General features: G+C 64.6%; 19 protein-coding genes and 3 pseudogenes. 3 read left to right on the top strand and 19 right to left on the bottom strand.

The genetic code is table 11. From position 1 onward, the window contains the following. Positions 1–264: 264 nt before the first annotated feature. From nagE to nagA, 4 genes are all read right to left on the bottom strand, one after another. The gene (gene nagE / locus FAZ95_RS02290; RefSeq protein ID WP_137330961.1) at positions 265–2,028 is read right to left on the bottom strand and encodes an N-acetylglucosamine-specific PTS transporter subunit IIBC; all 1,764 of its coding nucleotides are present in this window, start codon (positions 2,026–2,028) and stop codon (positions 265–267) included. Between the two features lie 171 nt (positions 2,029–2,199). Next, a complete protein-coding gene (ptsP, locus tag FAZ95_RS02285; RefSeq protein ID WP_137330960.1) occupies positions 2,200–4,800 on the bottom strand; it encodes a phosphoenolpyruvate--protein phosphotransferase in 2,601 nt (866 codons plus the stop codon). Positions 4,801–4,813: 13 nt separating this feature from the next. Beyond that, complete coding sequence (locus FAZ95_RS02280) at positions 4,814–5,821, bottom strand: SIS domain-containing protein (protein ID WP_137334389.1); 1,008 nt, start codon at positions 5,819–5,821, stop codon at positions 4,814–4,816. Beyond that, positions 5,814–6,917 carry an N-acetylglucosamine-6-phosphate deacetylase gene (nagA, locus tag FAZ95_RS02275; RefSeq protein WP_137330959.1) on the bottom strand — a complete coding sequence of 368 codons (1,104 nt, stop codon included), beginning with the start codon at positions 6,915–6,917 and terminating at the stop codon, positions 5,814–5,816. The genes FAZ95_RS02280 and nagA overlap by 8 nt, the downstream gene beginning before the upstream one ends. A gap of 523 nt (positions 6,918–7,440) precedes the next feature. Here nagA and FAZ95_RS02270 point away from each other — a divergent pair. After that, positions 7,441–7,869 (top strand): annotated as a pseudogene (locus tag FAZ95_RS02270) (MarR family winged helix-turn-helix transcriptional regulator); the annotation flags it as partial. Between the two features lie 157 nt (positions 7,870–8,026). Here the strand turns inward: FAZ95_RS02270 and FAZ95_RS02265 are convergent. Beyond that, positions 8,027–8,839: a MetQ/NlpA family ABC transporter substrate-binding protein gene (locus FAZ95_RS02265; protein ID WP_137330957.1), complete on the bottom strand. Its 813-nt coding sequence runs from the start codon at positions 8,837–8,839 to the stop codon at positions 8,027–8,029. A 245-nt stretch (positions 8,840–9,084) separates the two neighbouring features. Beyond that, a pseudogene (locus tag FAZ95_RS02260) lies at positions 9,085–10,563 on the bottom strand (methyl-accepting chemotaxis protein); the annotation flags it as partial. 110 nt (positions 10,564–10,673) lie between these two features. On the opposite strand from FAZ95_RS02260, the gene FAZ95_RS02255 reads away from it, so the two are divergent. Further along, complete coding sequence (locus FAZ95_RS02255) at positions 10,674–10,961, top strand: YciI family protein (RefSeq protein ID WP_137330956.1); 288 nt, start codon at positions 10,674–10,676, stop codon at positions 10,959–10,961. A 33-nt stretch (positions 10,962–10,994) separates the two neighbouring features. Here the strand turns inward: FAZ95_RS02255 and FAZ95_RS02250 are convergent, their stop codons facing one another. Genes FAZ95_RS02250 through FAZ95_RS02230 form a run of 5 tightly spaced genes read right to left on the bottom strand, consistent with a single transcriptional unit; the run spans position 10,995 to position 15,176 of the window. Next, positions 10,995–11,609, bottom strand: coding sequence for an SCO family protein (locus FAZ95_RS02250; RefSeq protein WP_137330955.1), 615 nt, complete (start codon positions 11,607–11,609; stop codon positions 10,995–10,997). Between the two features lie 7 nt (positions 11,610–11,616). Next, positions 11,617–12,519 carry a heme o synthase gene (gene cyoE / locus FAZ95_RS02245; protein ID WP_137330954.1) on the bottom strand — a complete coding sequence of 301 codons (903 nt, stop codon included), beginning with the start codon at positions 12,517–12,519 and terminating at the stop codon, positions 11,617–11,619. A 5-nt stretch (positions 12,520–12,524) separates the two neighbouring features. Further along, entirely contained in the window at positions 12,525–13,634 is a 1,110-nt protein-coding gene (locus tag FAZ95_RS02240; protein WP_137330953.1) for a COX15/CtaA family protein, read from the bottom strand. A 49-nt stretch (positions 13,635–13,683) separates the two neighbouring features. Continuing rightward, on the bottom strand, positions 13,684–14,355 hold the full coding sequence (locus FAZ95_RS02235) for an SCO family protein (protein ID WP_137330952.1): 672 nt from the start codon (positions 14,353–14,355) through the stop codon (positions 13,684–13,686). Positions 14,356–14,414: 59 nt separating this feature from the next. Continuing rightward, positions 14,415–15,176, bottom strand: coding sequence for an SURF1 family protein (locus FAZ95_RS02230; RefSeq protein ID WP_137330951.1), 762 nt, complete (start codon positions 15,174–15,176; stop codon positions 14,415–14,417). 87 nt (positions 15,177–15,263) lie between these two features. On the opposite strand from FAZ95_RS02230, the gene FAZ95_RS02225 reads away from it, so the two are divergent. Further along, a complete protein-coding gene (locus tag FAZ95_RS02225) occupies positions 15,264–15,476 on the top strand; it encodes a twin transmembrane helix small protein (protein ID WP_137330950.1) in 213 nt (70 codons plus the stop codon). 215 nt (positions 15,477–15,691) lie between these two features. Here FAZ95_RS02225 and FAZ95_RS02220 read toward each other — a convergent pair whose 3' ends face one another. The 8 genes and pseudogenes from FAZ95_RS02220 to FAZ95_RS02190 all read right to left on the bottom strand — a co-directional run bounded on the left by FAZ95_RS02220 (position 15,692) and on the right by FAZ95_RS02190 (position 22,564). Then, a complete protein-coding gene (locus FAZ95_RS02220) occupies positions 15,692–16,549 on the bottom strand; it encodes a cytochrome c oxidase subunit 3 (protein WP_137330949.1) in 858 nt (285 codons plus the stop codon). 154 nt (positions 16,550–16,703) lie between these two features. Further along, positions 16,704–16,910 (bottom strand): DUF2970 domain-containing protein, encoded by a 207-nt coding sequence (locus FAZ95_RS02215; protein ID WP_137330948.1) that lies wholly within the window; start codon positions 16,908–16,910, stop codon positions 16,704–16,706. 19 nt (positions 16,911–16,929) lie between these two features. Next, on the bottom strand, positions 16,930–17,535 hold the full coding sequence (locus FAZ95_RS02210) for a cytochrome c oxidase assembly protein (protein WP_137330947.1): 606 nt from the start codon (positions 17,533–17,535) through the stop codon (positions 16,930–16,932). 53 nt (positions 17,536–17,588) lie between these two features. Continuing rightward, complete coding sequence (locus FAZ95_RS39715) at positions 17,589–17,723, bottom strand: cytochrome oxidase small assembly protein (protein ID WP_217497421.1); 135 nt, start codon at positions 17,721–17,723, stop codon at positions 17,589–17,591. Positions 17,724–17,836: 113 nt separating this feature from the next. Continuing rightward, positions 17,837–19,453 (bottom strand): cytochrome c oxidase subunit I, encoded by a 1,617-nt coding sequence (gene ctaD / locus FAZ95_RS02205; protein WP_137330946.1) that lies wholly within the window; start codon positions 19,451–19,453, stop codon positions 17,837–17,839. Positions 19,454–19,524: 71 nt separating this feature from the next. After that, a pseudogene (coxB, locus tag FAZ95_RS02200) lies at positions 19,525–20,790 on the bottom strand (cytochrome c oxidase subunit II); the annotation flags it as partial. Between the two features lie 84 nt (positions 20,791–20,874). Next, positions 20,875–21,351 (bottom strand): DUF2244 domain-containing protein, encoded by a 477-nt coding sequence (locus tag FAZ95_RS02195; RefSeq protein ID WP_137330945.1) that lies wholly within the window; start codon positions 21,349–21,351, stop codon positions 20,875–20,877. 235 nt (positions 21,352–21,586) lie between these two features. After that, a complete protein-coding gene (locus FAZ95_RS02190) occupies positions 21,587–22,564 on the bottom strand; it encodes a methyltransferase domain-containing protein (RefSeq protein ID WP_137330944.1) in 978 nt (325 codons plus the stop codon). Between the last annotated feature and the right edge of the window lie 210 nt (positions 22,565–22,774).

Genomic DNA, 22,774 nt, shown 5'->3' with positions numbered 1-22,774 from the left:
ATTTGACGAGGGCTTTTTTCTTCATGCCGTGAAAATCCGCCATCGGTTAATCTAAAACAACAAGCTCGGCTAATTCAGCCACTGATATTCCAGCGATTCGACCGCTATTTCATCGATTAAATCGCGCGAAAATCGCGTTAATCCGGCCTCGCTGAAAATCCGCCGATATCGCGCGGAAACAACAAGGGCGTTCTACCCGGCAAGCCAACCGCCGCGCAGAACGCCCCCTTTTCGCTCCCGCCCGAGGGCGGCTGGCGGATCACATTACGCCGGCTGAGGCGCGGCGCCACCCGTCGACGGCAGGCGCGCCGTCAGGTGCTCCTCATAGCGCTTTGCCGCTTGGCCGCAGACGATGTGGAATGTATCGGCCGACACCCACGCCACATCGAGCGACGCGAGGCGCGAACGGTCGACTGCCGACGGATCGCGCACGACGACGCGCAGGCGCGTCGACGCCACCGCGTCGAGCGACACGACGTTCGTCGCGCCGCCGAACACCGCGAGCCAGCGCGCCGGTTCCGGATCGAGCGGGCCCGCCTCCGACGACGCCACCGGCACCGCCGCAGTTGCCGCCTTGGCACCGCCCGCCACGGTCGCACCGGCGTCGCCGCTGCCGATCGCCGCACGAATTTCGTCGGCGATGATGTCCGCCTCCGGTCCGATGATCACCTGCACCGCATTCGCGCCGCGCTTGAGCACGCCGCGCGCGCCGATCGTCTTCAACTCCGCTTCCGAGACCTTGTCCGCATAGGCCACCTGCAGACGCAGACGCGTCGTGCAAGCATCGACGAGCGTCAGGTTCGCCGCGCCGCCGAGCGCCGCGATATAGCGTTGAGCGCGCGGCACGGCGGCACCGGCTGCCGGCGCAACGAAGCCGCCCGAAGCGAACGATTCGACTTGCGCGTCGGCAGTGGCCGGCTCGCGGCCCGGCGTCGCCATGTTGAACTTGCGGATGAAGAAGCGGAACAAGCCGTAGTAGACGACCGAGTAGGCGATCCCGATCGGAATCGCGAGCCAGCCCTTCGTCGACAGGCCGTAGTTCAGCACATAGTCGATCGCACCGGCCGAGAACGTGAAGCCGAGGTGGATGCCGAGCGCCGAGCAGATCGCGAGCGACAGCCCCGTCAGCACCGCGTGGATCGCGTAGAGCACCGGAGCGAGGAACATGAAGCTGAACTCGATCGGCTCGGTCACGCCGGTCAGGAACGACGTCAGCGCCATCGAGAACAACAGGCCGCCCACCATCGCGCGGCGCTCCTTCGGCGCTTCATGCAGCATCGCAAGGCACGCGGCCGGCAGGCCGAACATCATGATCGGGAAGAAGCCCGTCATGAAGCCGCCCGCGGTCGGGTCGCCCGCGAAGAAGCGGTGCAGGTCGCCGGTCACGGCAGCGCCGCCGCCCGCCGGCGTGAACGTGCCGAACACGAACCATGCGAGCGAGTTGAGGATGTGATGCAGCCCGGTAACGAGCAGCAGCCGGTTCAGCACGCCGAACACGAACACGCCGATCGCGCCCGCCGTGGTGAGCCAGTGGCCGGCTGCGTCGATCGCCGCCTGCACGGGCTGCCAGACGTAGCCGAACACGATCCCGAGCACCACGCAGACCAGCCCCGTGATGATCGGCACGAAGCGTTTCCCTCCGAAGAACGCGAGGTAGTCAGGCAGCTTGATGTCTTTGTATTTGTTGTAGAGCGTCCCCGCGACGATACCGGCGATGATCCCCGACAGCACGCCCATGTTGAGCTTGTCGTTGATGTCCTTCATCACCGCGATTTCGACGAGGTAGCCGATCGCCCCCGCCAGCGCCGCCACGCCGTTATTGTCCTTCGCGAAACCCACCGCCACGCCGATTGCGAACAGCAACGGCAAATTGTCGAAGATCGCGCCGCCCGCATCCGCGATCATCTTCATGTTCAAAACGTCGGCCTGGCCGAGCCGCAGCAGAATGCCTGCGACCGGCAGCACCGCAATCGGCAGCATCAGCGCGCGCCCTAGGCGCTGCACTTTCAAAAATGGATTCGCGTCCATTGATTCCTCCAATCCTAATGTGTCTCGTCGTTGGGTCGTTAAGTCGATTGCTCTACTTGAATCTTGCGATTTCCAGCCTGACTGAAGCGTTCTTGGACAAACACCTGCCCTGCCCCAAGGCTTTTTACGGCCTTGGGGAGCATGGCGCGATGCGCCAGGTTTCGGGAGCGCTCAGTCGAGCGGCCAGATTTCGCGGCTCACTGCTCTTACCGCCTGTGCCGAATCGAGCGCCAGGGCATCCTGGGCACGCTGGCGGCACAGTTGATAATCGAGGCGGCGTACACGCGCCTTGATGCCCGGCACGGAGACCGGATCCACCGATAATTCCGTCACGCCGAGGCCGACCAGCAGCGGCACCGCGAGCGGATCGCCGCCGAGCGCGCCGCAGACGCCGACCCACTTGCCGTGCTTGGCCGCGCCCTTCACGGTCATGTCGATCAAGCGCAGCACCGCCGGATGCAGACCATCCGCTTGCGCGGCGAGATCGCGCTGGCAGCGGTCCATCGCGAGCGTGTATTGCGTGAGGTCGTTGGTGCCGATCGACAGGAAGTCCGCGTGCTGCGACAGCTGATCGGCCAGCAGCGCCGCCGACGGCACTTCGATCATCACGCCCACCTCGATCGGATCGGTGCGGCCCGCGGCGCGCGCGAACTCGTCGATGCGTTTTCTCAGTGCGATCAGTTCGCCCGCGTCGGTCACCATCGGCAGCAGGATGCGCACGGCGCCGTGCGGCTGCACCGCGATGAGCCCGCGCAATTGATCGTCGAGCAGGTCCGGGCGCACTTGCGCGAGACGAATGCCGCGCAGGCCGAGCGCCGGGTTCGGTTCCGGCGGCAGCGTCAGGTAGTCGACTTCCTTGTCCGCGCCGACGTCGAGCGTGCGGATGATCGCGGTGCGCCCGCCGAGCGCGTCGACGATCGACTGGTAGCTCTGGCGATGCTCGTCGATGGTCGGCGCCGCCTGGCGGTGGATGAAGAGCAGTTCGGTGCGCAACAGGCCGACGGCATCGGCGCCGTTGTCGACGGCGGTCTTCGCGTCGTCGAGCGTCGCGATGTTGGCCGCGATTTCGATCGCGCGGCCGTCGCTCGTCACGGCCGCTTCCTGCGACGTGCGACGGTTCGCTTCGCGCACGCCGGCCAGGCGCTGGCGTTCGAGCCGCGCGCGTTCGACGTCGAGTTCGGTCGGCGCGTATTCGAGGCGCCCCGCGCTCGCATCGACGACCACCTGCGTGCCTTCGGGCACCGCGTGCAGCATGTCGCCGATCGCGACGAGCGCCGGAATGCCGCTTTGCCGCGCGATGATCGCCGCATGCGAGGTGGCGCCGCCGCCCGCCATCACGAGCGCGGTCACGCGCGTGCGGTCCAGCGAGGACAGATCGGACGGCGTGAATTCCTGCGCAGCCAGCACCGTCTCTTCGGGCAGCGTGCGCGTCGTCGCGCTCGAGTAGCCGAGTGCGCGCAGCACGCGCTTTTCGATGTCGCGCAGATCGGCGGCACGCTCGGCGAGCAGCATGTCTTCGACCTTCATCAGGAGTGCGATCTGTGCGCGGATCGCTTCGCGCCACGCGTAGCCCGCGCTCTTGCCGAGGCTGATGAGGTCGCGCGCGGCGTCGACGAGCGTCGGATCTTCGAGCAGCACGCGGTGCACCGCGAAAATGCCCGCCTCGCCAACCGCACCGCGCTGCGACGCGTCACGCACCGTCGTGTTCAGTTCGGCGTCGACCGTGGCGAGCGCCTTGTCGAGCAGGCGGCTTTCCGCCGCCGGCGTGCCATTCGCGGCCTCGGGCGGCGCGAGTTCGGCGTTATCCCAGCGCACGAGCTTGCCGACCGCGATGCCGGGCGCCGCGCACACGCCGGCGAGCGTGTTCGGGTCGAGGGGCTCGCCATCGAGCGGCGCGCCGGCCGGGCGCGCCTTTTGGACCGGTGCGGGCGAGACCGCGCGCGCCGGTTTTTCCTCGAGTTCGCCATGCACTTCGCGCAGCAGCTCGCAGGCGACCGCATCGATCGCCTGCCGTGCTTGCGGACCGACGGCGAGAATCTCGACCGTCGCGCCTTCGCCCGCACCGAGTCCGAGCAGGCCGACAACGCTCTCGATCGGTGCGCGCTTGCCGTCATAGCGAACCTCGACGCGCGCATCGATCCCGCGCGCCGCTTCACGGGCACGCGCAGCCGGCCGCGCATGCAGGCCGCCTGCCTGCGACAGCGTGATCTGACGGCGTGCCTCGTCTTGCACGATCGACGAAGCGTCGACGGCACGCGTCTGAACCCCCGCCTTCGGCCGCAGCACGAGCAGCTGGGTTGCGCCCGCTTTCGCGAGCCCGCGCCCGGCGCGCTCGACGACGTCGAACTGATCCGAATTCGCAATCGCCACCACGGAAACCAGGCTGTGCGCGCTCTGAGCGACGATGTCCTGATCGAACTCGATCAGCACGTCGCCCGCGCGCACCTGCGCGCCCTGCTCGACCATCGGCGCAAAGCCCTTGCCGTTCAGCTCGACCGTGTCGATGCCGATGTGCAGCAGCACCTCGGCGCCCTCGGGCGTCTGGATCGTCACCGCATGGCCGGTGCGCGCGAGATGCATGACCACACCGTCGCAAGGCGCGACGAGCTTGCCTTCGAGCGGATCGATCCCGATGCCGTCGCCGAACATGCCGCCCGAGAACACCGGGTCCGGCACGTCCGCGAGCGGCACGACCGGACCGGTCAGCGGCGCCAGCAAGACGATCTGGTCTTGGGAATGACTCATCAAACGGGACTCCTCGACACGCTCCATTCGACTTCTCGCTTCAGTGGGTTTCGGTGACTTTGTTCAGATGGCGCGGCGCATCGGGGTCGCGTCCGCGAGCGGCGGCAAGGCCGGCGGCCATCACGTAGAACGACAGGATCGCAGCGACCGGATCGAGCGCAGCGTGGTTCGCGGGCACGAGCGGCAAGGTCGCCTCGGATACGTCGGAAGGCGCGGCGAGCAGCACGCGCGCACCGCGCTCGCGCATGTCGTGCGCGAGTTGAATGAGACCCGCCTGTTCCGGGCCGCGCGGCGCGAACACGAGCAGCGGGTAGTCGCGGTCGATCAGCTCCATCGGGCCGTGCCGCACCTCGGCGCTCGAGAACGCTTCGGCTTGGATGCCGGAGGTTTCCTTGAGCTTGAGCGCCGCTTCCTGAGCAATCGCAAGGCCGAGCCCGCGGCCGATCACGATCATCCGTTCGATGTCGCGCAGCTCGTCGATCGCGGCCGACCAGTCGAGCGCGCCCGCGCGCTGCAGCGTGTCGGGCAAGGCGCGCAGCGCACCGAGCAATTCGGGATCGCGCTGCCAGAACGCGACGAGCTGTGCCGACAGCGACAGCATCGCGATGTAGCTCTTCGTTGCGGCAACGGAAATTTCGGGGCCGGCCAAGAGCGGCAGCTGCCATTCGCAAGCCCGCGCGAGCGGCGAACCGTCGACGTTCACGGCGGCGACGGTCAACGCGCCCGCTTCGCGCAGCGCGGTCATCGTGCCGACGAGATCCGGGCTCTTGCCCGACTGCGAAAACGCCAGCGCCAATTGGCCTTGTACGCGCAGCGGCGCTTGCTGGAGCGTGGCGACCGACATCGGCAGCGACGCGACCGGCAAGCCGATACGGCTCATCACGAGGCTCGCGAAATAGCTCGCGGCGTGGTCCGAGCTGCCGCGCGCAACCGTCAGCGCGACGTGGCGCGGCCCGGCGGCAAGCGTGGTGGCGAGCGCCTCGACGCGCGCCGTATCCGCAAGCTGCGCGGCGACCGCCTCGGGACAGGCCAGCGCCTCGTTAAGCATATTCGACAATCGATTCTCCTTCGACATAGGTGGCGGTCAGCGCCAGCTCGCGATCGAACACGACGAGATCGGCCCACGCGCCGCGCACGATGCGGCCGCGGTCTTCGATGCCGAGGTAGTCGGCGGCGTGACGCGACATGCGGTTCGAGACGTCCGCGATCGGCAAGCCGAGCGACACGAGATTGCGCAGCGCTTGATCCATCGTCAGCGTGCTGCCCGCGAGGGTGCCGTCGGCGAGGCGCACGCCGCCGAGGCACTTCGTCACGTGCTGGCTGCCGAGGCGGTATTCGCCGTCGGGCATGCCGGTGGCCGAGGTGCTGTCGGTGACGACATAGAGGCGCGGAATCGCACGCAGCGCGGCACGGATCGCACCAGGATGGACGTGCAGCAGATCGGGAATGATCTCGGCGAACTCGGCATGCGCGAGCGCTGCGCCGACAAGGCCGGGATTGCGGTGATGCATCGGCGACATCGCGTTGAACAAGTGCGTGAAGCCACACGCGCCGCGCTTCATCGCCGCGACCGCATCGTCGTAGGTCGCGAGCGAGTGGCCGAGCTGCACGCGCACGCCGCGCGCGGCCATCTCCGAGATGATGTCGAGGTGTCCTGCGATTTCCGGCGCGAGCGTCACGACGCGGATCGGCGCGATCGACAAGTACTTCAGCACTTCGTCGAGCACGGCGGATACCGCCGCGTCCGGCTGCGCACCCAGCTTGCCGGGATTGATGTACGGCCCTTCGAGGTGCACGCCCAACACGCGCGCGCCGCCCGGCGTGCGCTGCCGTGTGACCTCGCCCAGCTCGGCGACGACGCTCATCAGTTCGTCGCGCGGCGCGGTCATCGTGGTCGCGAGCAGGCTCGTCGTGCCGTAGCGCGCGTGGGTGCGGGTGATGGTTTCGATCGCATCGCCCGACTCCATCACGTCGGCGCCGCCGCCGCCGTGCACGTGCAGGTCGATGAAGCCCGGCAGGATGTACGGTGCGTCGTTCGTCGACGGGTCGGCATGGGTGCCGTCGATCGACTGGATGCGCCCGTTTTCGTATTCGAGCGTGCCGTGGATCCAGCCTTCTGAGGTGAGTATGTTTCCGGTCAGCATGAATATCTCTGATATGGCGTAGTGCGGGGTCGGGCTAGCAAGCCGTTGGCATGGCGCTCGAGCTCATCGGGAGCCGCGCGCAGGAATGCGTCGCAAATATCGCGCATGCCATCGTTCAGATTAGGTGAGCGGGGACGAAATTTTCGTGAATCCGGAGGTTCGGCGTGCTTGCTTCGGCTGCCACGTCGGAGCCCATTATATAACCACAATAGCACCAGTCAATTGACCGATTCCTGAGCTGGTAAAATCGTCGCAAAGCCTTTGCTGGCGCGCGTTTCTGCGCCTTTACCGCCTTGTTTTATTGGGTTTTGCGGGATCGGGATTTACCCGGATTCGAGCCCGAAACGCGGCTCGATGGGCTCCACTGGTCTGCATGCCTTTCAGGAAAGAGCCCACTATGTGATACCTGTTTAGCACCACTTACGCACACCACCGCGTTATATCCGTTTGTATATCGTGCCCGATCTAATATAGTTGCTACTTAAGTCATTAATAACTGGAAGATTCTCAGGGAGTGCTCTCGTTGACAGACTCGACCCTGCTCAAACGCGCTGAAGCCGTCCGCCATTTCAACCGCTTCTATACGAAGCACATTGGCGCGCTGCATGAAAGCCTGCAGAAAAGCGCGTTCTCGCTGACCGAGGTGCGCGTGCTGCGCGAGCTGTTGCACGGCACGGCCACGACGGCGACGGAAGTCGCGCGCAACCTCGGCCTCGACAGCGGCTATCTGAGCCGGCTCCTGACGAGCTTCGAGCGCCACGGACTAATCACGCGCCGGCAGTCGGATGCCGACGCGCGGCAATCGCTGCTCACGTTAACCGACGAAGGCCGCGCGGCCTATGAACCCCTCGATGCAGCCGCCATCGAGGAGGTGTGCGCCGTGCTCACGCGCCTGAGCGACGCGGAACAGGAGCAATTGATCGCGGCGATGCAGGCGATCGAGGCGCTTTTGAATCGATAGCGGCCGCTGCGAGCGGCAACCGCGAAAAAAAGCGTCCCGGCGGAACTGCACCGGGACGCTTTTTTATCTGGCACTCACATCGCTGCCATCATCGACGCACGCGCAAGTTGCGCGGCGTGCACGACGACGGCCACTTCACCGCCGATGCTTAGAACGACGGCACGACCGAACCCTTGAACTGCGTCTTGATGAACTGACGCACGTCGTCCGACTGGTACGCCGCTACGAGCTTCTTCACCCACGGCTTGTCCTTGTCCTGCGCGCGCACGGCGATCAAGTTCGCGTACGGGCTGTGGATGTCTTCGAGCGCGATCGCGTCCTGGGTCGGCTGCAGGCCGGCGGCGAGCGCGTAGTTCGTGTTGATCGCGGCCGCGTCGACATCGCCAAGCGCGCGCGGCAACTGTGCGGCGTCGAGCTCGACGAGCTTGATCTTCTTCGGGTTCTCGGCGATGTCGAGCGGCGTCGCGCTGCTGCCGTTCGTGCCCGCGCCGGCCTTCAGCTTGATGACGCCTTGCGCTTGCAGCAGCAAGAGCGCGCGGTTCTCATTCGACGGATCGTTCGGCACCGCGACCTTCGCGCCCGGCTGCAGATCCTTCACCGACTTCAGCTTCTTCGAGTAGATGCCGAGCGGCGAGATATAGGTGAGGCCGGCGCTCACGATCTTGTAGCCGCGCTGCTTTACTTGACTGTCGAGATAGGGCTGGTGCTGAAAACTGTTCGCATCGAGGTCGCCTGCGTCGAGCGCGGCATTCGGCTGCACGTAGTCGTTGAACTCGATGACCTTCACGTCGAGCCCTTCACGCTTCGCCACCTTGGTCACGACCGCCCAGATTTGCGCATCCGGGCCGCTGATCGTGCCGACCTTGATGGCTTTGTCTTCGGCGTGCGCGGCTGCGCTCGTGAGGAGCGCCGCGGTGGCGGCAATTGCGGAAAGGGTTTTGAGAAGGGTTCTGCGCTGCATTGAGGACTCGCTTTCTTGCTGAGGCGGGGGAATTCAACCCGGGGGCGTGTGTTCGTGGCTGCGCCCCGGGCAAGGGAACGCAATGGTGTCATATCGCCGACGCTATAGGAAATACCCTAATGGAATATCGATATGCACAAAGGCGGCGCATTGAAGAGCGCGGCGCGCCGCGCCGCCATCCAGCCCCCAGACGTTCCGACGTAACGTTGTCTCGCAAGGTCCTTAGCGTTTTACTCCGCGCTCGATCAGAAAGTCGTCCAGTCGTCGTCGGAGGCCGCGACGGGCTCTGCTCGCCGGGCCACCGGTGCCGGAGTCGGAGCCGGCGCAGCGACAGCTGGCCCGGAAGACGCTTTTGATTCGGCGCGCGCAGCGGCGGCTGACGGCTTGCGCGCCACCCCTGCATTCGATGACGTCGCAGTCGTCGTGCTCGACGCCGCGTTAGCCGAGCTGCGCGATGCCCGGCGCGCCCCCGCGGACGTCGCCCGTTTCGCCGCCGGTCGCGCCTCAACGGCCGCAGGCTTCGCCGACACCGCTGCGGCCGCCTCGGTCACCCGGAACGCGCTAACCGTATCCCGCAGCCGCGCCGCCTGATCCTGCAGCGAGGCCGCCGCGGCCGCCGCCTGCTCGACGAGCGCCGCGTTCTGCTGCGTAACTTCGTCCATCTGCGTGACCGCGCGCCCAACCTGGGTAATACCGCTCGCCTGCTCTTCGGACGCTGCCGCGATCTCGCCCATGATGTCCGTCACGCGGCGCACCGCCTGCAGGATCTCGCCCATCGTCGTGCCCGCCTGGCTGACGAGGGCGATGCCGTTGTTCACGCGCTCGACCGAATCGCCGATCAGCGCCTTGATCTCCTTGGCCGCCGCAGCCGAGCGTTGCGCGAGATTGCGCACCTCGCCGGCCACGACCGCGAAGCCGCGCCCTTCCTCGCCGGCGCGCGCCGCCTCAACCGCCGCGTTGAGCGCAAGGATGTTGGTCTGGAACGCGATGCCTTCGATCACGCCGATAATGTCGGCAATCTTCTGCGAACTGTCGTTGATTTCGCCCATCGTGCCGATCACGCGATGGACGACGTCGTTGCCCTTCGTCGCGATCTCCGACGCATTGTTCGCCAAGCCGCTCGCTTGGCGGGCGTTGTCGGCGTTCTGCTTGACTGTCGCCGTGAGCTCTTCCATGCTCGCCGCCGTCTCCTGCAGCGACGCCGCCTGCTGCTCGGTGCGCTGCGACAGATCGCTATTGCCCGATGCGATCTGCTGCGTCGCCGACGCAATCGATTCCGACGAGTGCCGAATCTCGCCGATGGTCCGCTGCAGGCGCGCCTGCATCCGCTGCATGCCGGCCATCATGCTCGTCGAGTCGTCCCCGCGCAGCGCCACGGCGTGCGTGAGGTCGCCCTCGGCAATGCTCGCCGCGAGCGCCGCGGCAAGCTCCGGCTCGCCGCCCAAGCTGCTGCGCACGCTGCGGATGATTTGCAGCATCGCGAGCGTAATCACGATGCCGATCGCCAGCACGACGCCGAGATGAACCAGCAGCGTCGAGTAATAGGCGGCGTCCACATCCTGCAGGTACACGCCCGTGGCGAGCGTCCAATCCCACGGCGCGAAATGCGAGGCGTAGGTAAGCTTGCGTGCCTTCACCTCGCTGTGCGGCAAGCGCCCCACGTATTGCGTGAAGCCATGCCCGGTCGCCTTCGCGGCATCGACAATCGATACGAACACGGCACGGAAGGGCGACGGCTTGAGACCTCAGCGCAACGGTAAACCCGGAGTCGGCACTGGTCTGACGATTGTGTTAAATATCGGCGCTTGCCTTCGAATCGAACCCGAGGTTTTTTATGTTTGTCATCGACTTGACCTACACCGTCCCGCTTGATCGCATCGACGAATCGCTCGAAGCGCATCGCGCATTCTTAACGCGTCACTTCGACGCGGGCGTGCTGATTGCGGCCGGCCCGAAGGTGCCGCGCATGGGCGGGATCATGCTGGCGAACGGCGTCGATCGCGACGAGCTCGAGGCGATCCTCGCGACCGACCCGTTCGCCATCGAAGGGCTGGCCCGTTATGTAGTGACGGAGTTCAAAGCGACGCGGCTCGCACCGGGGCTCAACCTGCCGGCCCCGTGAATGCGTTTGACCGTTTGAGGAAGATCGCCGCTCTTAGCCGAGCAGCAATTTGAGATCGTGGACCCAGGGCGTGACGCCCTGGCCATCGCGCACGAATAGACGCAGCTTGCCGGACGGATCGAAGACATAGCTCGCTGCAGTGTGGTCCATCGTGTAGCTGTCGGGCGTCTTGCCCGGCACCTTCGCGTAGTAGACGCGGAAGTCTTTGGCGACTTTGGCGAGCTGCGCGTCGTCGGCGGGGCGCAGGCCGACGAAGGACGGGTTGAACGCCGGCACATATTGCGAAAGAAGCGCCGGCGTATCGCGCTCCGGATCGACCGTCACGAACAGCACCTGCACGCGCTGCGCGTCCGGACCGAGTTGCTGCATCGCCTGGGAAAGCTCAGCCATCGTCGTCGGACACACATCGGGACAATGCGTGTACCCGAAGAACAGCACGACGGCCTTGCCCTTGTAGTCGGCCAGGGTGTGCAGCTTGCCGCTCGTATCGGGCAGCGAGAAATCGCTGCCGAATTGCGTGTTGCCGGTGATGTCGAGATTCGTGAACGCCGGCTGATCCTTGCCGCATGCCGACAAGAAGACCGCGCCGCCGAGCACGCAAAGAGTCACCGCAAGGCGCGCCACGCGCGCGATTCTGTTCGTCAGCATCGAAGAATTACGCGCCGATCAGGACGCGCGCATAGTGGTCGACGAGGAGCGCCGCGAAGAGCAGCGACAGATAAACGATCGAGTAACGGAAGGTTTTACGCGCGAGCGCGTCGGAATATTCCCGGTAGATCTTCCACGCGTAGGCGAGGAACACGGCGCCGAGCAGCACCGCCGACGCGAGATAAAAGACCCCGCTCATGCCGGAGATGAACGGCATCAGCGAGACCGCCAGCAGGATCACCGAGTAGAGAAAGATGTGCAGCCGCGTGAACTGCTCGCCGTGCGTGTTCGGCAGCATCGGCAGGCCGGCGTTTTCATAGTCTTTGCGGCGGTAGAGCGCGAGCGACCAGAAATGCGGCGGCGTCCACACGAAGATGATCAGCACGAGTATCCATGCGTCGCCGGGCACGTGGCCCGTCACCGCGGCCCAGCCGAGCGCCGGCGGCATCGCGCCCGATGCGCCGCCGATCACGATGTTCTGCGGCGTCGCGGGCTTGAGCAGCAGCGTGTAGATCACGGCGTAGCCGACGAACGTCGCGAGCGTGAGCCACATGGTCAGCGCGTTGGTGAACGTGTAGAGCGTCCACATGCCAAGGCCGCCGAGAATGGCCGAGAAAATCAGAATCTGCGCGGTGGTGATTTCGCCGCGCGCCGACGGACGCCATGCCGTGCGGCGCATCATCGCGTCGACCTTCTGCTCGACGAGACAGTTGATCGCAAACGCTGCGCCCGCAAGCAGCCAGATGCCGACTGTGCCGCCGATCAGCACCGTCCACGGCACCATGCCCGGCGTCGACAGAAACATGCCGATCACCGCGCAGAAGACGGCCAACTGCGTCACACGCGGCTTCGTGAGCGCGAGGTACTGGGAGATTCGGGAACCGGGGGATTGGGAGAGTGTGCTGTCCATGTGGGTCACGCTGGCGCGGCATCGCGCGCGGGAACAGTGGCGCGGCCGGGACGGCTATAAGCGATTCGAAAGTTTAGCATAACGGCAAGCAGCAGCAGGATCGCGGCGCCTCCGTTGTGAGCGACGGCGATCGGCAGCGGCCATTGCAGCACGATGTTCGACAAGCCCGTCACGAATTGGATCGCGACGACCAGCAGCACCGCGTTCGCCGGCCGCCGCAGCGACTCGAAGCGGCGCAATTTCAGCGCGAGCCAAGCCAGATAGGCGACCACGACGATCGCAAACGTGCGGTGCGTCCAATGGATCGCGACGAGCGCATCCTGCGTGATGACGTCGCCGTCGCTCGTCATGCCGAGCGCACGCCACAGGTGGAAGCCGTGCGTGAAATCCATCGGCGGAATCCATTGGCCGTTGCAGGTCGGGAAGTCCGTGCAGGCGAGCACCGCGTAGTTCGTGCTGACCCAGCCGCCGAGCGCGATTTGCGCGATCAAGAGGATCAAGCCCGCGATCGCTGCGGTCCGGTATCGCGCGGCTTCAGGCTCGTACGCGGGAACCGGTGTCTGGCGCGCAGCCAGCCAGCCGAGCGCGCCGAGCAGCGCGAGGCCGAGCAACAGGTGCGTCGTCACGATGATCGGCTGCAGCTTCATCGTCACGGTCCACGCGCCGAACGCGCCCTGCACGCAAATCAAGAGCAGCAGCGCGGTCGGCCACCACGGCGACACATGCAGCGGACGGCGCTTGATGCGCGCAACCCAGGCGATCAGCGTCTGCGCGATGATCAACACGCCGATGGCCGTCGCGAAATAGCGGTGAATCATCTCGATCCACGCCTTCGACATGCTGACGGGGCCGGTCGGCAGCGCGGCGTGCGCGGCGGCGATCTGCGCGTGCGCGATGAACGGCGACGACGTGCCGTAGCAGCCCGGCCAGTCCGGGCAGCCGAGCCCGGAATCCGTCAAGCGCGTGAAGCCGCCGAACATCACCAGGTCGAGCGTGAGAAAAGTGGTGAGCCACACGAGCTTGCGGAATTTGTTGTCGTCCGCTTTGACCCACACGTAGGAGAGCGGCAACAACGCGATGCACAAGCCGATCAGGCCGATTTGCAATACGAACATCTCGAAATCTCTTTTCGCGGGAAATCGCGCACGCGAACCATACCACCGGTCAGCCGATGCTCGACCATTTCAGCAACTTAGTTAGATCACCCTTGATCTTGCTCGGGTCCGGATTCTTCGGGAACCGCATCATCAGGTTGCCGTTCGGGTCGACCAAATAGATGTGATCGGTGTCCTGCGTGCCGGTCTCGGCGGGCAGCCAAGCGGCGACGGCGGCCGGATCGGCGGCCAGCATCTTCGTGTCCGGATACGCGTGCGCGATGACATCCGGCACGGCGCCGGAGTCGGTGCGCAGCCACACCGTCACGACGCGCTCGCGCTCGGCGCCTTGCGTCGCGCGCACCTGACGCATGAAGTACAGCTTCGTCGCGCAGCCTTTGTCGCAAGCGCTGCCGTCAACGGAGATCATCAGCCAGCGGCCGCGCAGCGAATCGAACTTGATCGGCTTGCCGTTTTCGTCGGTGACGATGAGCGAGTCGGGAATCGGCCGCTGCGGCTCGACCAGCGTGCCGTAGTTCGTCTTGCCGCCAGCCGGCTTGATCACGTAGTACGTCAGATACGAAACGACGATCGGCGCCGCGCAAATCAGCGCGAGCAGCAGCAGCGTCCAGCGGCCACGCTGCCACGAGCCTTGCCCGGCAGGCTTTGCCGCCGGGGCATTCTGGGCGGCGGGGCGGTTGCTCGACCGAGCGCGCGGCGAACGGGGAGATTGCGTCGACAAAACGTTGGACCTCTTCAAATAGCGCGCGGAAGCAAGGCGCCGCGCCGCCGTGGATGCGTCTAGTTTGGCTGAGTGCGGCCGGACTGGCCTTCCTGCGACGGAGCCTCGGCGCCCCCCGCTTGTTCCTTCTTCGCTGCACGCCGCGCAGCGTAGAGCCCGAACCCGAGCGCCGCCGCGGCCATGCCCCACCACTGGAGCATGTACCCGTAGTTCGTCTCGACACCAAGCGCAGGCGCCGGCCAGTCGCGCACGAGCTTGTCGCCGTCGTCGCTCGTCTGCTGAATCACGAACGGCTGCAACGGCAAGCCGGTTTCGGCAGCGTACTCTTTGACATCGAGGTTCTGCCGAATCTTCTGATGCGGTGCGGAGCCGCCCTGCCCCAATTCGAAGGCGCGCGAGGCATCGGCACGCGCAATGCCTTCGATCTCGACATCGCCGGGCGGCGTCACATAGCGCGCAATCGTCGTGCGATCGCTGAAATTGCGCGACAGCCAGCCCCGGTTGACGAGCACGTACCCGCCATCGGCCAGTTTAAAGGGCATGACGACATAAAAACCCGGCTGATCGTTATACGGGCGATTGTCGAGATACACGGCCAAATCGGGCACGAACCGTCCGGTGGCGCGCACGCGATGGAACTCGATCGCCTTCAGCGCGACCGGCGCGGCGGTGACAGTCTGCGCCGGCGCATTCTCGAACCGCGCGATGCTGGCTTCCAACGCCTCCTTCTGGTGGGCGCGATCGCGCTGCCAGAAGCCCAGCCGGATCGTCACCGCCATCACGATCAGGATCAGCAGCGCGGGCACGAGACGAATCTTCATACCGCGGATCCCGCGATCGCACGGCCGGGAACGCGCGATGCGATAATGTCGCTCATCCCTTCTTGTTCCCAAGTTTCAGTACGTTCCATGTTTCACTTTCTCGTCGCCATCGCCTTCGTCCTGATCATCACCAGCCTCGGTTCGGCGCTGTATTTCATGATGCACGATCAAGGCAAAACCAAGCGGATGGTGTGGTCGCTCGCGACCCGCGTCGGCTTGTCGATCTCACTGTTTCTTCTGCTGTGGCTCGCGCACTGGATGGGCTGGATTCAGTATTCCCAGGTGCCGCTCGGCCGCTGAGCGGCGCGCTTTCAGCCCGCCCCGCATCAAATCAGACGGCATCGCCTTCGCGATGCGTCAATTCGCCACAGCCACCGCACACCGCAAGTAAAAACGCCGCCCGGACGTAGTCGAGGGCGGCGTGCGGGTCTTGCATCATCATTTCCATTGCGCCCCCGCCGCTCAAGCGGGATGCGCCGAGGCCCGCCACCACGAAGGCAGCAGGCTCGACTCCATTACAGCCAGTAGACGACGACGTAGAGGCCAAGCCACACGACGTCGACGAAGTGCCAATACCAAGCCGCGCCTTCGAAAGCAAAGTGATGCTCCGCCGTGAAGTGGCCGCGAATCATGCGCACCAGCACCACCGTCAGCATCGTGCCGCCGAGGAACACGTGGAAGCCGTGGAAGCCTGTCAGCAGGAAGAACGTCGAACCGTACACACCGGACGCCAGCGTCAGGTTCAGTTCGTTGTACGCGTGGTAGTACTCGAAGCCCTGCATGAAGAGGAAGCAGACACCCAACACGACCGTGGCGGCAAGCCAGGCGATCGCCTTGTTGCGGTGATTGTCGCGCAGCGCGTGGTGAGACACGGTGAGCGTCGCGCCCGACGACAGCAGAAACGCCGTGTTCAAGGTCGGCACCGGCCACGGCGTCATCGACTTGAAGTGGCCGACGAGCTCAGCGGGCCCGATGTTCGGCCACACGGCGGAGAAATCCGGCCAAATCAGCTTGTAGTCGAGGCTGCCCAGCTGGTGCATCGCGATTTCGCGCGCGTAGAACAGCGCACCGAAGAACGCGCCGAAGAACATGACTTCGGAGAAGATGAACCAGCTCATGCTCCAGCGGTACGACACGTCGACGCGCTTGCCGTACATGCCGCCTTCGGACTCGCCGATGGCGTCGCCGAACCAGTGCCAGAGCGTGTAGAGAAGCCACAACAAGCCGAGGAGCGCCGTGAAGGGCGCCCACGATGCCTCGTTGATCCAAAACGCGACCGATCCGAGCATGACCAGAAGGCCCACGGCCGCGCTAATCGGGTGCCGCGACGGATGCGGCACGAAGTAGTACGGGCTCTCGTTTTGACCGCTCATTCTTGATTCTCCACTTCAGTCCAGTTGTTCCGGTTTTCCCGGCTGTATCTTCGGCGATGCTTCGACGCCCCGCAGGAAACCCCCTTGAGGGATACCGCACCGCTCTCTCTAATGCCAGGGCCGCGCTTCACGCCGCGCCGCCCTTCTCAATGCGCTACTTACTGCCTACCACCGCATGCACGACCAAAATCAGCACACCGATGAAGATCGCCGCGCCCAAGAGCGCCGCGATGACGACGTGCACCGGATTCAGCTGCGTCGCGTCCGCTTCCAGATCGCGCCGCTTGCGTACTCCGAAGAACGACCACATCACCGCTTTCATCGTCTTGATGAACGAGCCCTTGCTGCCGCCCTCGGCCATACCGCCTCCCCTAAGCTGCTCAAGCGGGATTGGCTGGCGCTTTCGCTCCATCTCCCGCTGTCCCGCGCGCCGTCGGCGCAGGCGTGTTCAACTCGAAGAAGGTGTACGACAGCGTGATCGTCTTCACATCCTTCGGCAATTTCGGATCGACGACGAACACCACCGGCATCCGCTTCGTCTCGTTCGCAGCGAGCGTCTGCTGCGTGAAGCAAAAACATTCGATCTTCTTGAAGTACTCGGTCGCCTGCATCGGCGCGTAGCTCGGAATCGCCTGCGCGTGGATCGTGCGCCCCTGCTCGTTCGTCACCTGGTACATCACCGTCGTCACTTCACCCGGGTGCACGTCGATATACGACTGCTCAGGCTTGAAACCCAGCGGACCGCGCGCGTTCGCATCGAACTCGATCGAGATCGTGCGCGACATGTCCACCTGCGTATTCTTCGCGTCGCGCGCCGTCGCATCGCGCTGCACCAGGTTATTGATGCCGGTCACCTCACAGATCGCGCGATACATCGGGATCAACGCGAAACCGAAGCCAAACATCAGAAATGCGACGACCACGAGCTTCAACCGCATCGAACGGTTAAAAGAACGATCGGCCTTGGCCGGTGGTTGCGTCGACATCGAACTTCCTTAACTAGCCTTCAGAGCCTTCAGCCCCGATCCGATCAAAAGGATCAGGCGAAATAACACTGCTTGATAAAGATACCCACAAAAAAAGCGGCTGCGATGGCCAGCAGGATCAAACCGAGCCTCACGCTGCTCGCCCGAATTTGCTCGGGAGTACGCCTTTCTTGTGGATTCCGGGTCATTCCGAATTTTCTAGAGATGCTGTGCCGACAAGCGTCGCGGCGTGGTGGTTGCCGCTTCGCGGAGCCCCGGTCCGGCTTCTGCCTGAACCGGAGCTCCCCGACTCGCCTAGCTTTTATTCAACCGTCGGCGGGTGTTCGAACGTGTGGAACGGAGCCGGGCTCGGCACCGTCCACTCGAGGCCCGTCGCGCCATCCCACGGCTTGTCGGCCGCCTTCTCGTGCTCGCCGCCGCCACGGTAGGCCGGCAGCACGACCGCGAACAGGAAGTAGACCTGGCTCAGACCGAAGCCGAACGCGCCGATCGTGATGACCTGGTTCCAGTCGGTGAACTGTGCCGGGTAGTCGGCATAACGACGCGGCATGCCTGCGAGACCCACGAAGTGCATCGGCAGGAACGCGAGGTTGAAGAAGATCATCGAACCCCAGAAGTGGATCTTGCCGCGCGTCTCGTTGTACATCCAGCCAGTCCACTTCGGCGACCAGTAGTACCAGCCCGAGAACAGCGCGAACAGCGACCCCGCCACCAGCACGTAGTGGAAGTGCGCCACCACGAAGTAGGTGCCGTGGTATTGGATGTCGAGCGGCGCCATGGCCAGCATCAGGCCCGAGAGGCCGCCGAACGTGAACACGATCAGGAAGCCGACCGCGAACAGCATCGGCGTTTCGAAGGAGAGCGAACCGCGCCACATCGTGGCGACCCAGTTGAACACCTTCACGCCCGTCGGCACCGCGATCAGCATCGTCGCGTACATGAAGAACAGCTGGCCCGTCACCGGCATGCCGGTCGCGAACATGTGGTGCGCCCAGACCATGAACGACAGGATCGCGATCGACGCCGTCGCGTACACCATCGAGCTATAGCCGAACAGCGGCTTGCGCGCGAACGCCGGGATCACCTGCGACACGATCCCGAACGCCGGCAAGATCATGATGTACACCTCGGGGTGCCCGAAGAACCAGAAGATGTGCTGGTACATGACCGGGTCGCCGCCGCCTGCCGCGTTGAAGAACGACGTGCCGAAGTGGCGGTCGAACAGCACCATCGTGATCGCGCCTGCCAGAACCGGCATCACGGCGATCAGCAGGTACGCGGTGATGAGCCAGGTCCACACGAACATCGGCATCTTCATCAGCGTGAGGCCGGGAGCGCGCAGGTTCAGGATCGTCACGACGATGTTGATGCCGCCCATGATCGACGAGGCGCCCATCAAGTGGACCGCGAAGATCGCGAAGTCCATGCCCGGGCCCATTTGAGTGGACAGCGGCGCGTACAGCGTCCAGCCCGCGGCGGTCGCGCCGCCCGGTGCGAAGAACGAACCGACGAGCAACACGGCCGCAACCGGCAGCAACCAGAAGCTGAAGTTGTTCATCCGCGCGAACGCCATATCGGACGCGCCGATCTGCAGCGGAATCATCCAGTTCGCGAAGCCGACGAAAGCCGGCATGATCGCGCCGAACACCATGATGAGGCCGTGCATGGTGGTCAACTGGTTGAAGAACTCGGGACGCATGATCTGCAGGCCCGGCTCGAACAGCTCGGCACGGATCATCAGCGCCATCACGCCCCCGGACAGGAACATGACGAACGAGAAGATCAGGTACAGCGTACCGATGTCCTTGTGGTTGGTGGCGAAAAGCCAGCGGCGCCAGCCGTGCGGCGTCTCATGCGCATGATCGCCATGCACATGTTGGTGGCCCGCGGCTACATCGTGTCCGATGCTAGACGACATGAGAATCTCCTAAAGCGAATACAGCAGCATTCTTGACTGTGACGAACACAGCGACACTTAGCGGCACATCAGGCCCCGGACGCCGGCGCCGGGACGGAAGCCGCCTCTGCGCCGCTCGCCGCGGTTGCGCCGGTCAGGTGATCGCCGCCTTCCGGCATCTTGCCGTTGCGGGCGTCGGCGACCTGACGCGGCTGGAGAATATCGCCCGTTTGGTTGCCCCACGAGTTGCGCTCGAACGTGATGACCGACGCGATTTCGACGTCGTTCAGCGTCGGCGCCCACGACGGCATCGCATTCTTGCCGTGCAGCACGATGCTCACGTGATTGGCGATCGGGCCGTTGGCGATCTTGCTGCCGTCGAGCGCCGGGAACGCGCCCGCGCCCTTGCCGGTCGGCTGGTGGCAGACCGCGCAGTTCGACGTGTAGACCTGCTGGCCGCGAGCCATCAATTCCGCGAGGGTGTAGGTCTTGTTCGGATCGTCGGCGCCGGCGGCCATTTTCTTCTTCTGGTCGTCGACCCACTTGGCGTAGTCGTCTTGCGACAGCACTTCGACGACGACCGGCATGAACGCGTGCTCCTTGCCGCACAGCTCCGTGCAGAAGCCGCGGAAGGTGCCGACCTTCTCGGCCTTGAACCAGGTGTCGCGCACGAAGCCGGGAATCGCATCCTGCTTCACGCCGAACGCGGGCACGTACCAGGAGTGCACGACGTCGTTGGCGGTGGTGATGATGCGGATCTTCTGATTGACCGGCACCACGAGCGGGTTGTCGACTTCCTGCAGATAGGTATCGGTCTTCGGCGTCGAGCCGTCGACTTCGCTGCGCGGCGTCGTGAGCGTCGAGAAGAAGTTGATGCCTTCGCCCGGACCCTTCACGTAGTCGTAGGCCCACTTCCATTGATAGCCGGTCACCTTGATGGTGACATCGGCGTTGGAGGTATCTTTCATCGCGACCACGGTCTTGGTGGCCGGCAGCGCCATCAGGACGACGATGATGAACGGCACGATGGTCCAGATGATTTCGACGGTGGTGCTTTCGTGGAAATTCGCGGCCTTGTGGCCCTTCGACTTGCGGTGCGCAAACATCGAATAGAACATCACGGCGAACACGCCCACGAAGATCACCGTACAGAGGATCAGCATGAACGTGTGGAGGTGATAAAGCTCCTCAGCGATCTTCGTCACGGGCGGCTGGAGATTGATCTCGTTGACGGCCGGACCGCCGGGACTGTCGCCGACCGCCAAGGCGGCGTGGGCGCTGAGCAACCCGCTGCACGCCAGCACGCCCATGAGGGCTCGCTTGATTGTTTTCATAGCTTCCTTACCCAAAATTTCCATTCAAACCCTCGCCTCCCGCTCGCTGGCGCCCGCGTTCCGACCGTTGCCCCGCATCTTGCCGGAACGGAACGCGCCGCATCTCATCTAACCGCATCGCATCAGCGACATCCGCAGCTCGCTTGCGAACTGCTTGCGCCGGTACTGCGCGAGATGCTGCCCGATCATGACCGTCTGCCCGCGCGACACGAGCTTGATCGGGTCGCGCAGCGTCTCGCCTGGTTCGACCCGCACCCAGCGCGGGTTGAATTCGAACTGCGTCAACTGCTCGGCGCTCATTTGCTCGATGACGAGCCGGTTCGGAAAGAGCCGGATACGCTCGTAATCGACAGCATGCCGCGCATGAACGACAAATGCCGCACCCACGACCAGCAATTCGATGCCGGTAAACGGCAGCACCAGCCAGGCGCCGCAAAACACCAGCAATAACGCGATCGCCAAGGAAAACAGCGCGAGCGAAGCATAAAAGCAGACGAACTGGCGCGGCGACACCGAACAGTTGCGCTTCATCAGCCAGTCTTTGACGACCGGCTCCGCATCCATCGGCAGATCAGTTGCGTCCATCGCTGCCTCCCCGCGAGTTGCCATGCCGCGCGCCGCGTATCGGGCTTGCCGCGCCGTTTTGTGGGGACCGCCGGGCGACAAACTGACGCATTATAGGCGCGTTCAATGGCATCCACAAGCAAACGACTATCGGCCGACAACCCAAGCACGACAAGCCTCAGCGCGCTTTTGACAGATATTTTTGCTACGCTTTGAAGCGGTAATTTCAGACATAACAGTTGCCATCTTTACCGCGTCAAAGATTCTTTGGCCGCCCCCTTCCAATGTCCTCGAGACGCACGATTCCGTGACCTTCGGCGGTCGTGCGCGGCACGGCTTTCCAAGCGTGCCCGTAGATCACTTCGAACGTGAGAGGAATCGTGCCGTCGGCGCGGCGCCTGGCTTCCAGCGCGGCGAGCAGCGCAGCGTGAAGGCGGCGCGCCGATGCCGGGCCGCGCGTATCGCCGTTTGCGTCGCGCTCGAACGGATACGCGCCCCAGCGGCGCACATCGGCGAGCAGCGATTCGGGCGAGCGGTAGGTGATCGTCAGTGTTTCCTGGTCCATCACCGGTATCTCGAATCCGCTTTCGACGAGCATGTCGCCGAGATCATGCATATCGACGAAGTCGATCACATGTGCACGCGTCGCCACGCCGTGCGTCGCCTCGACTTCCGCGTAGGCGCCGCGCAGCTCGCGCAGCGTGTCGGGGCCGAGCGTGCTGAACATCAGCAGGCCGTTCACCTTCAACACGCGCTGCCACTCGGGAAACACGAGATCGGGACGCGAGTGCCAATGCAGCGCGAGATTGGACCAGATGAAATCGAACGCGCCGGCTGCAAACGGCAGCGCGGAGAAATCGGCTTGGGCGACGCGGGGGCCGCGCGCGCCGAGCGCCTTGCCCAGCGTGGCGGGCAGAAAACGGCGCCAACTGGTGTCGGCGGCGTCTTGGCCCTTCGCGCGCGTGAGCATGGCATGGGAGAGATCGGTGCCGAACACCGGCGCCTCGGGAAAGCGCTCGCGCAGCGCCGGCATGTCGTCGCCTGCGCCGCAGCCCGCGTCGAGCACGCTCGCGGGGCTCACTTTGATGTAGTCAAGACGCTCGCGCATGCGCTGCGCGATTTCGCGCGGCAGAAAGGCGACGTCGCCGAACTTGGCGGCGCGGCGGTCGAAAATCTGCCGCAAACGCCGGGAATCGTAGGCCGGACGGCTAGCCTTTGCGGGAGTTGGGGACATGACGTTCGAACTGGCGAAGAGCCCGAAGTATACTCGCTCGCTCCGATCCCTTCAGCGTAGGTAGCCTTGGCGTGACGCGCGCAGTGAAATCGCAGCCGCTTTCAGCATGCGCGTCGTCGCGCGTCGGTTGTCTCGAAAAGCGCTTGCGGACTTGGTTCGATCACGCTTCGACACACGTTGCGCGGCTGGCGCACGTCGCGCTGCCCAATC

Source organism: Trinickia violacea, from assembly GCF_005280735.1.
Taxonomy (GTDB): Bacteria; Pseudomonadota; Gammaproteobacteria; order Burkholderiales; family Burkholderiaceae; genus Trinickia_A; species Trinickia_A violacea.
Note: the sequence above shows the minus strand (reverse complement) of the source record. Positions and strands in the feature narration are given on the sequence as shown.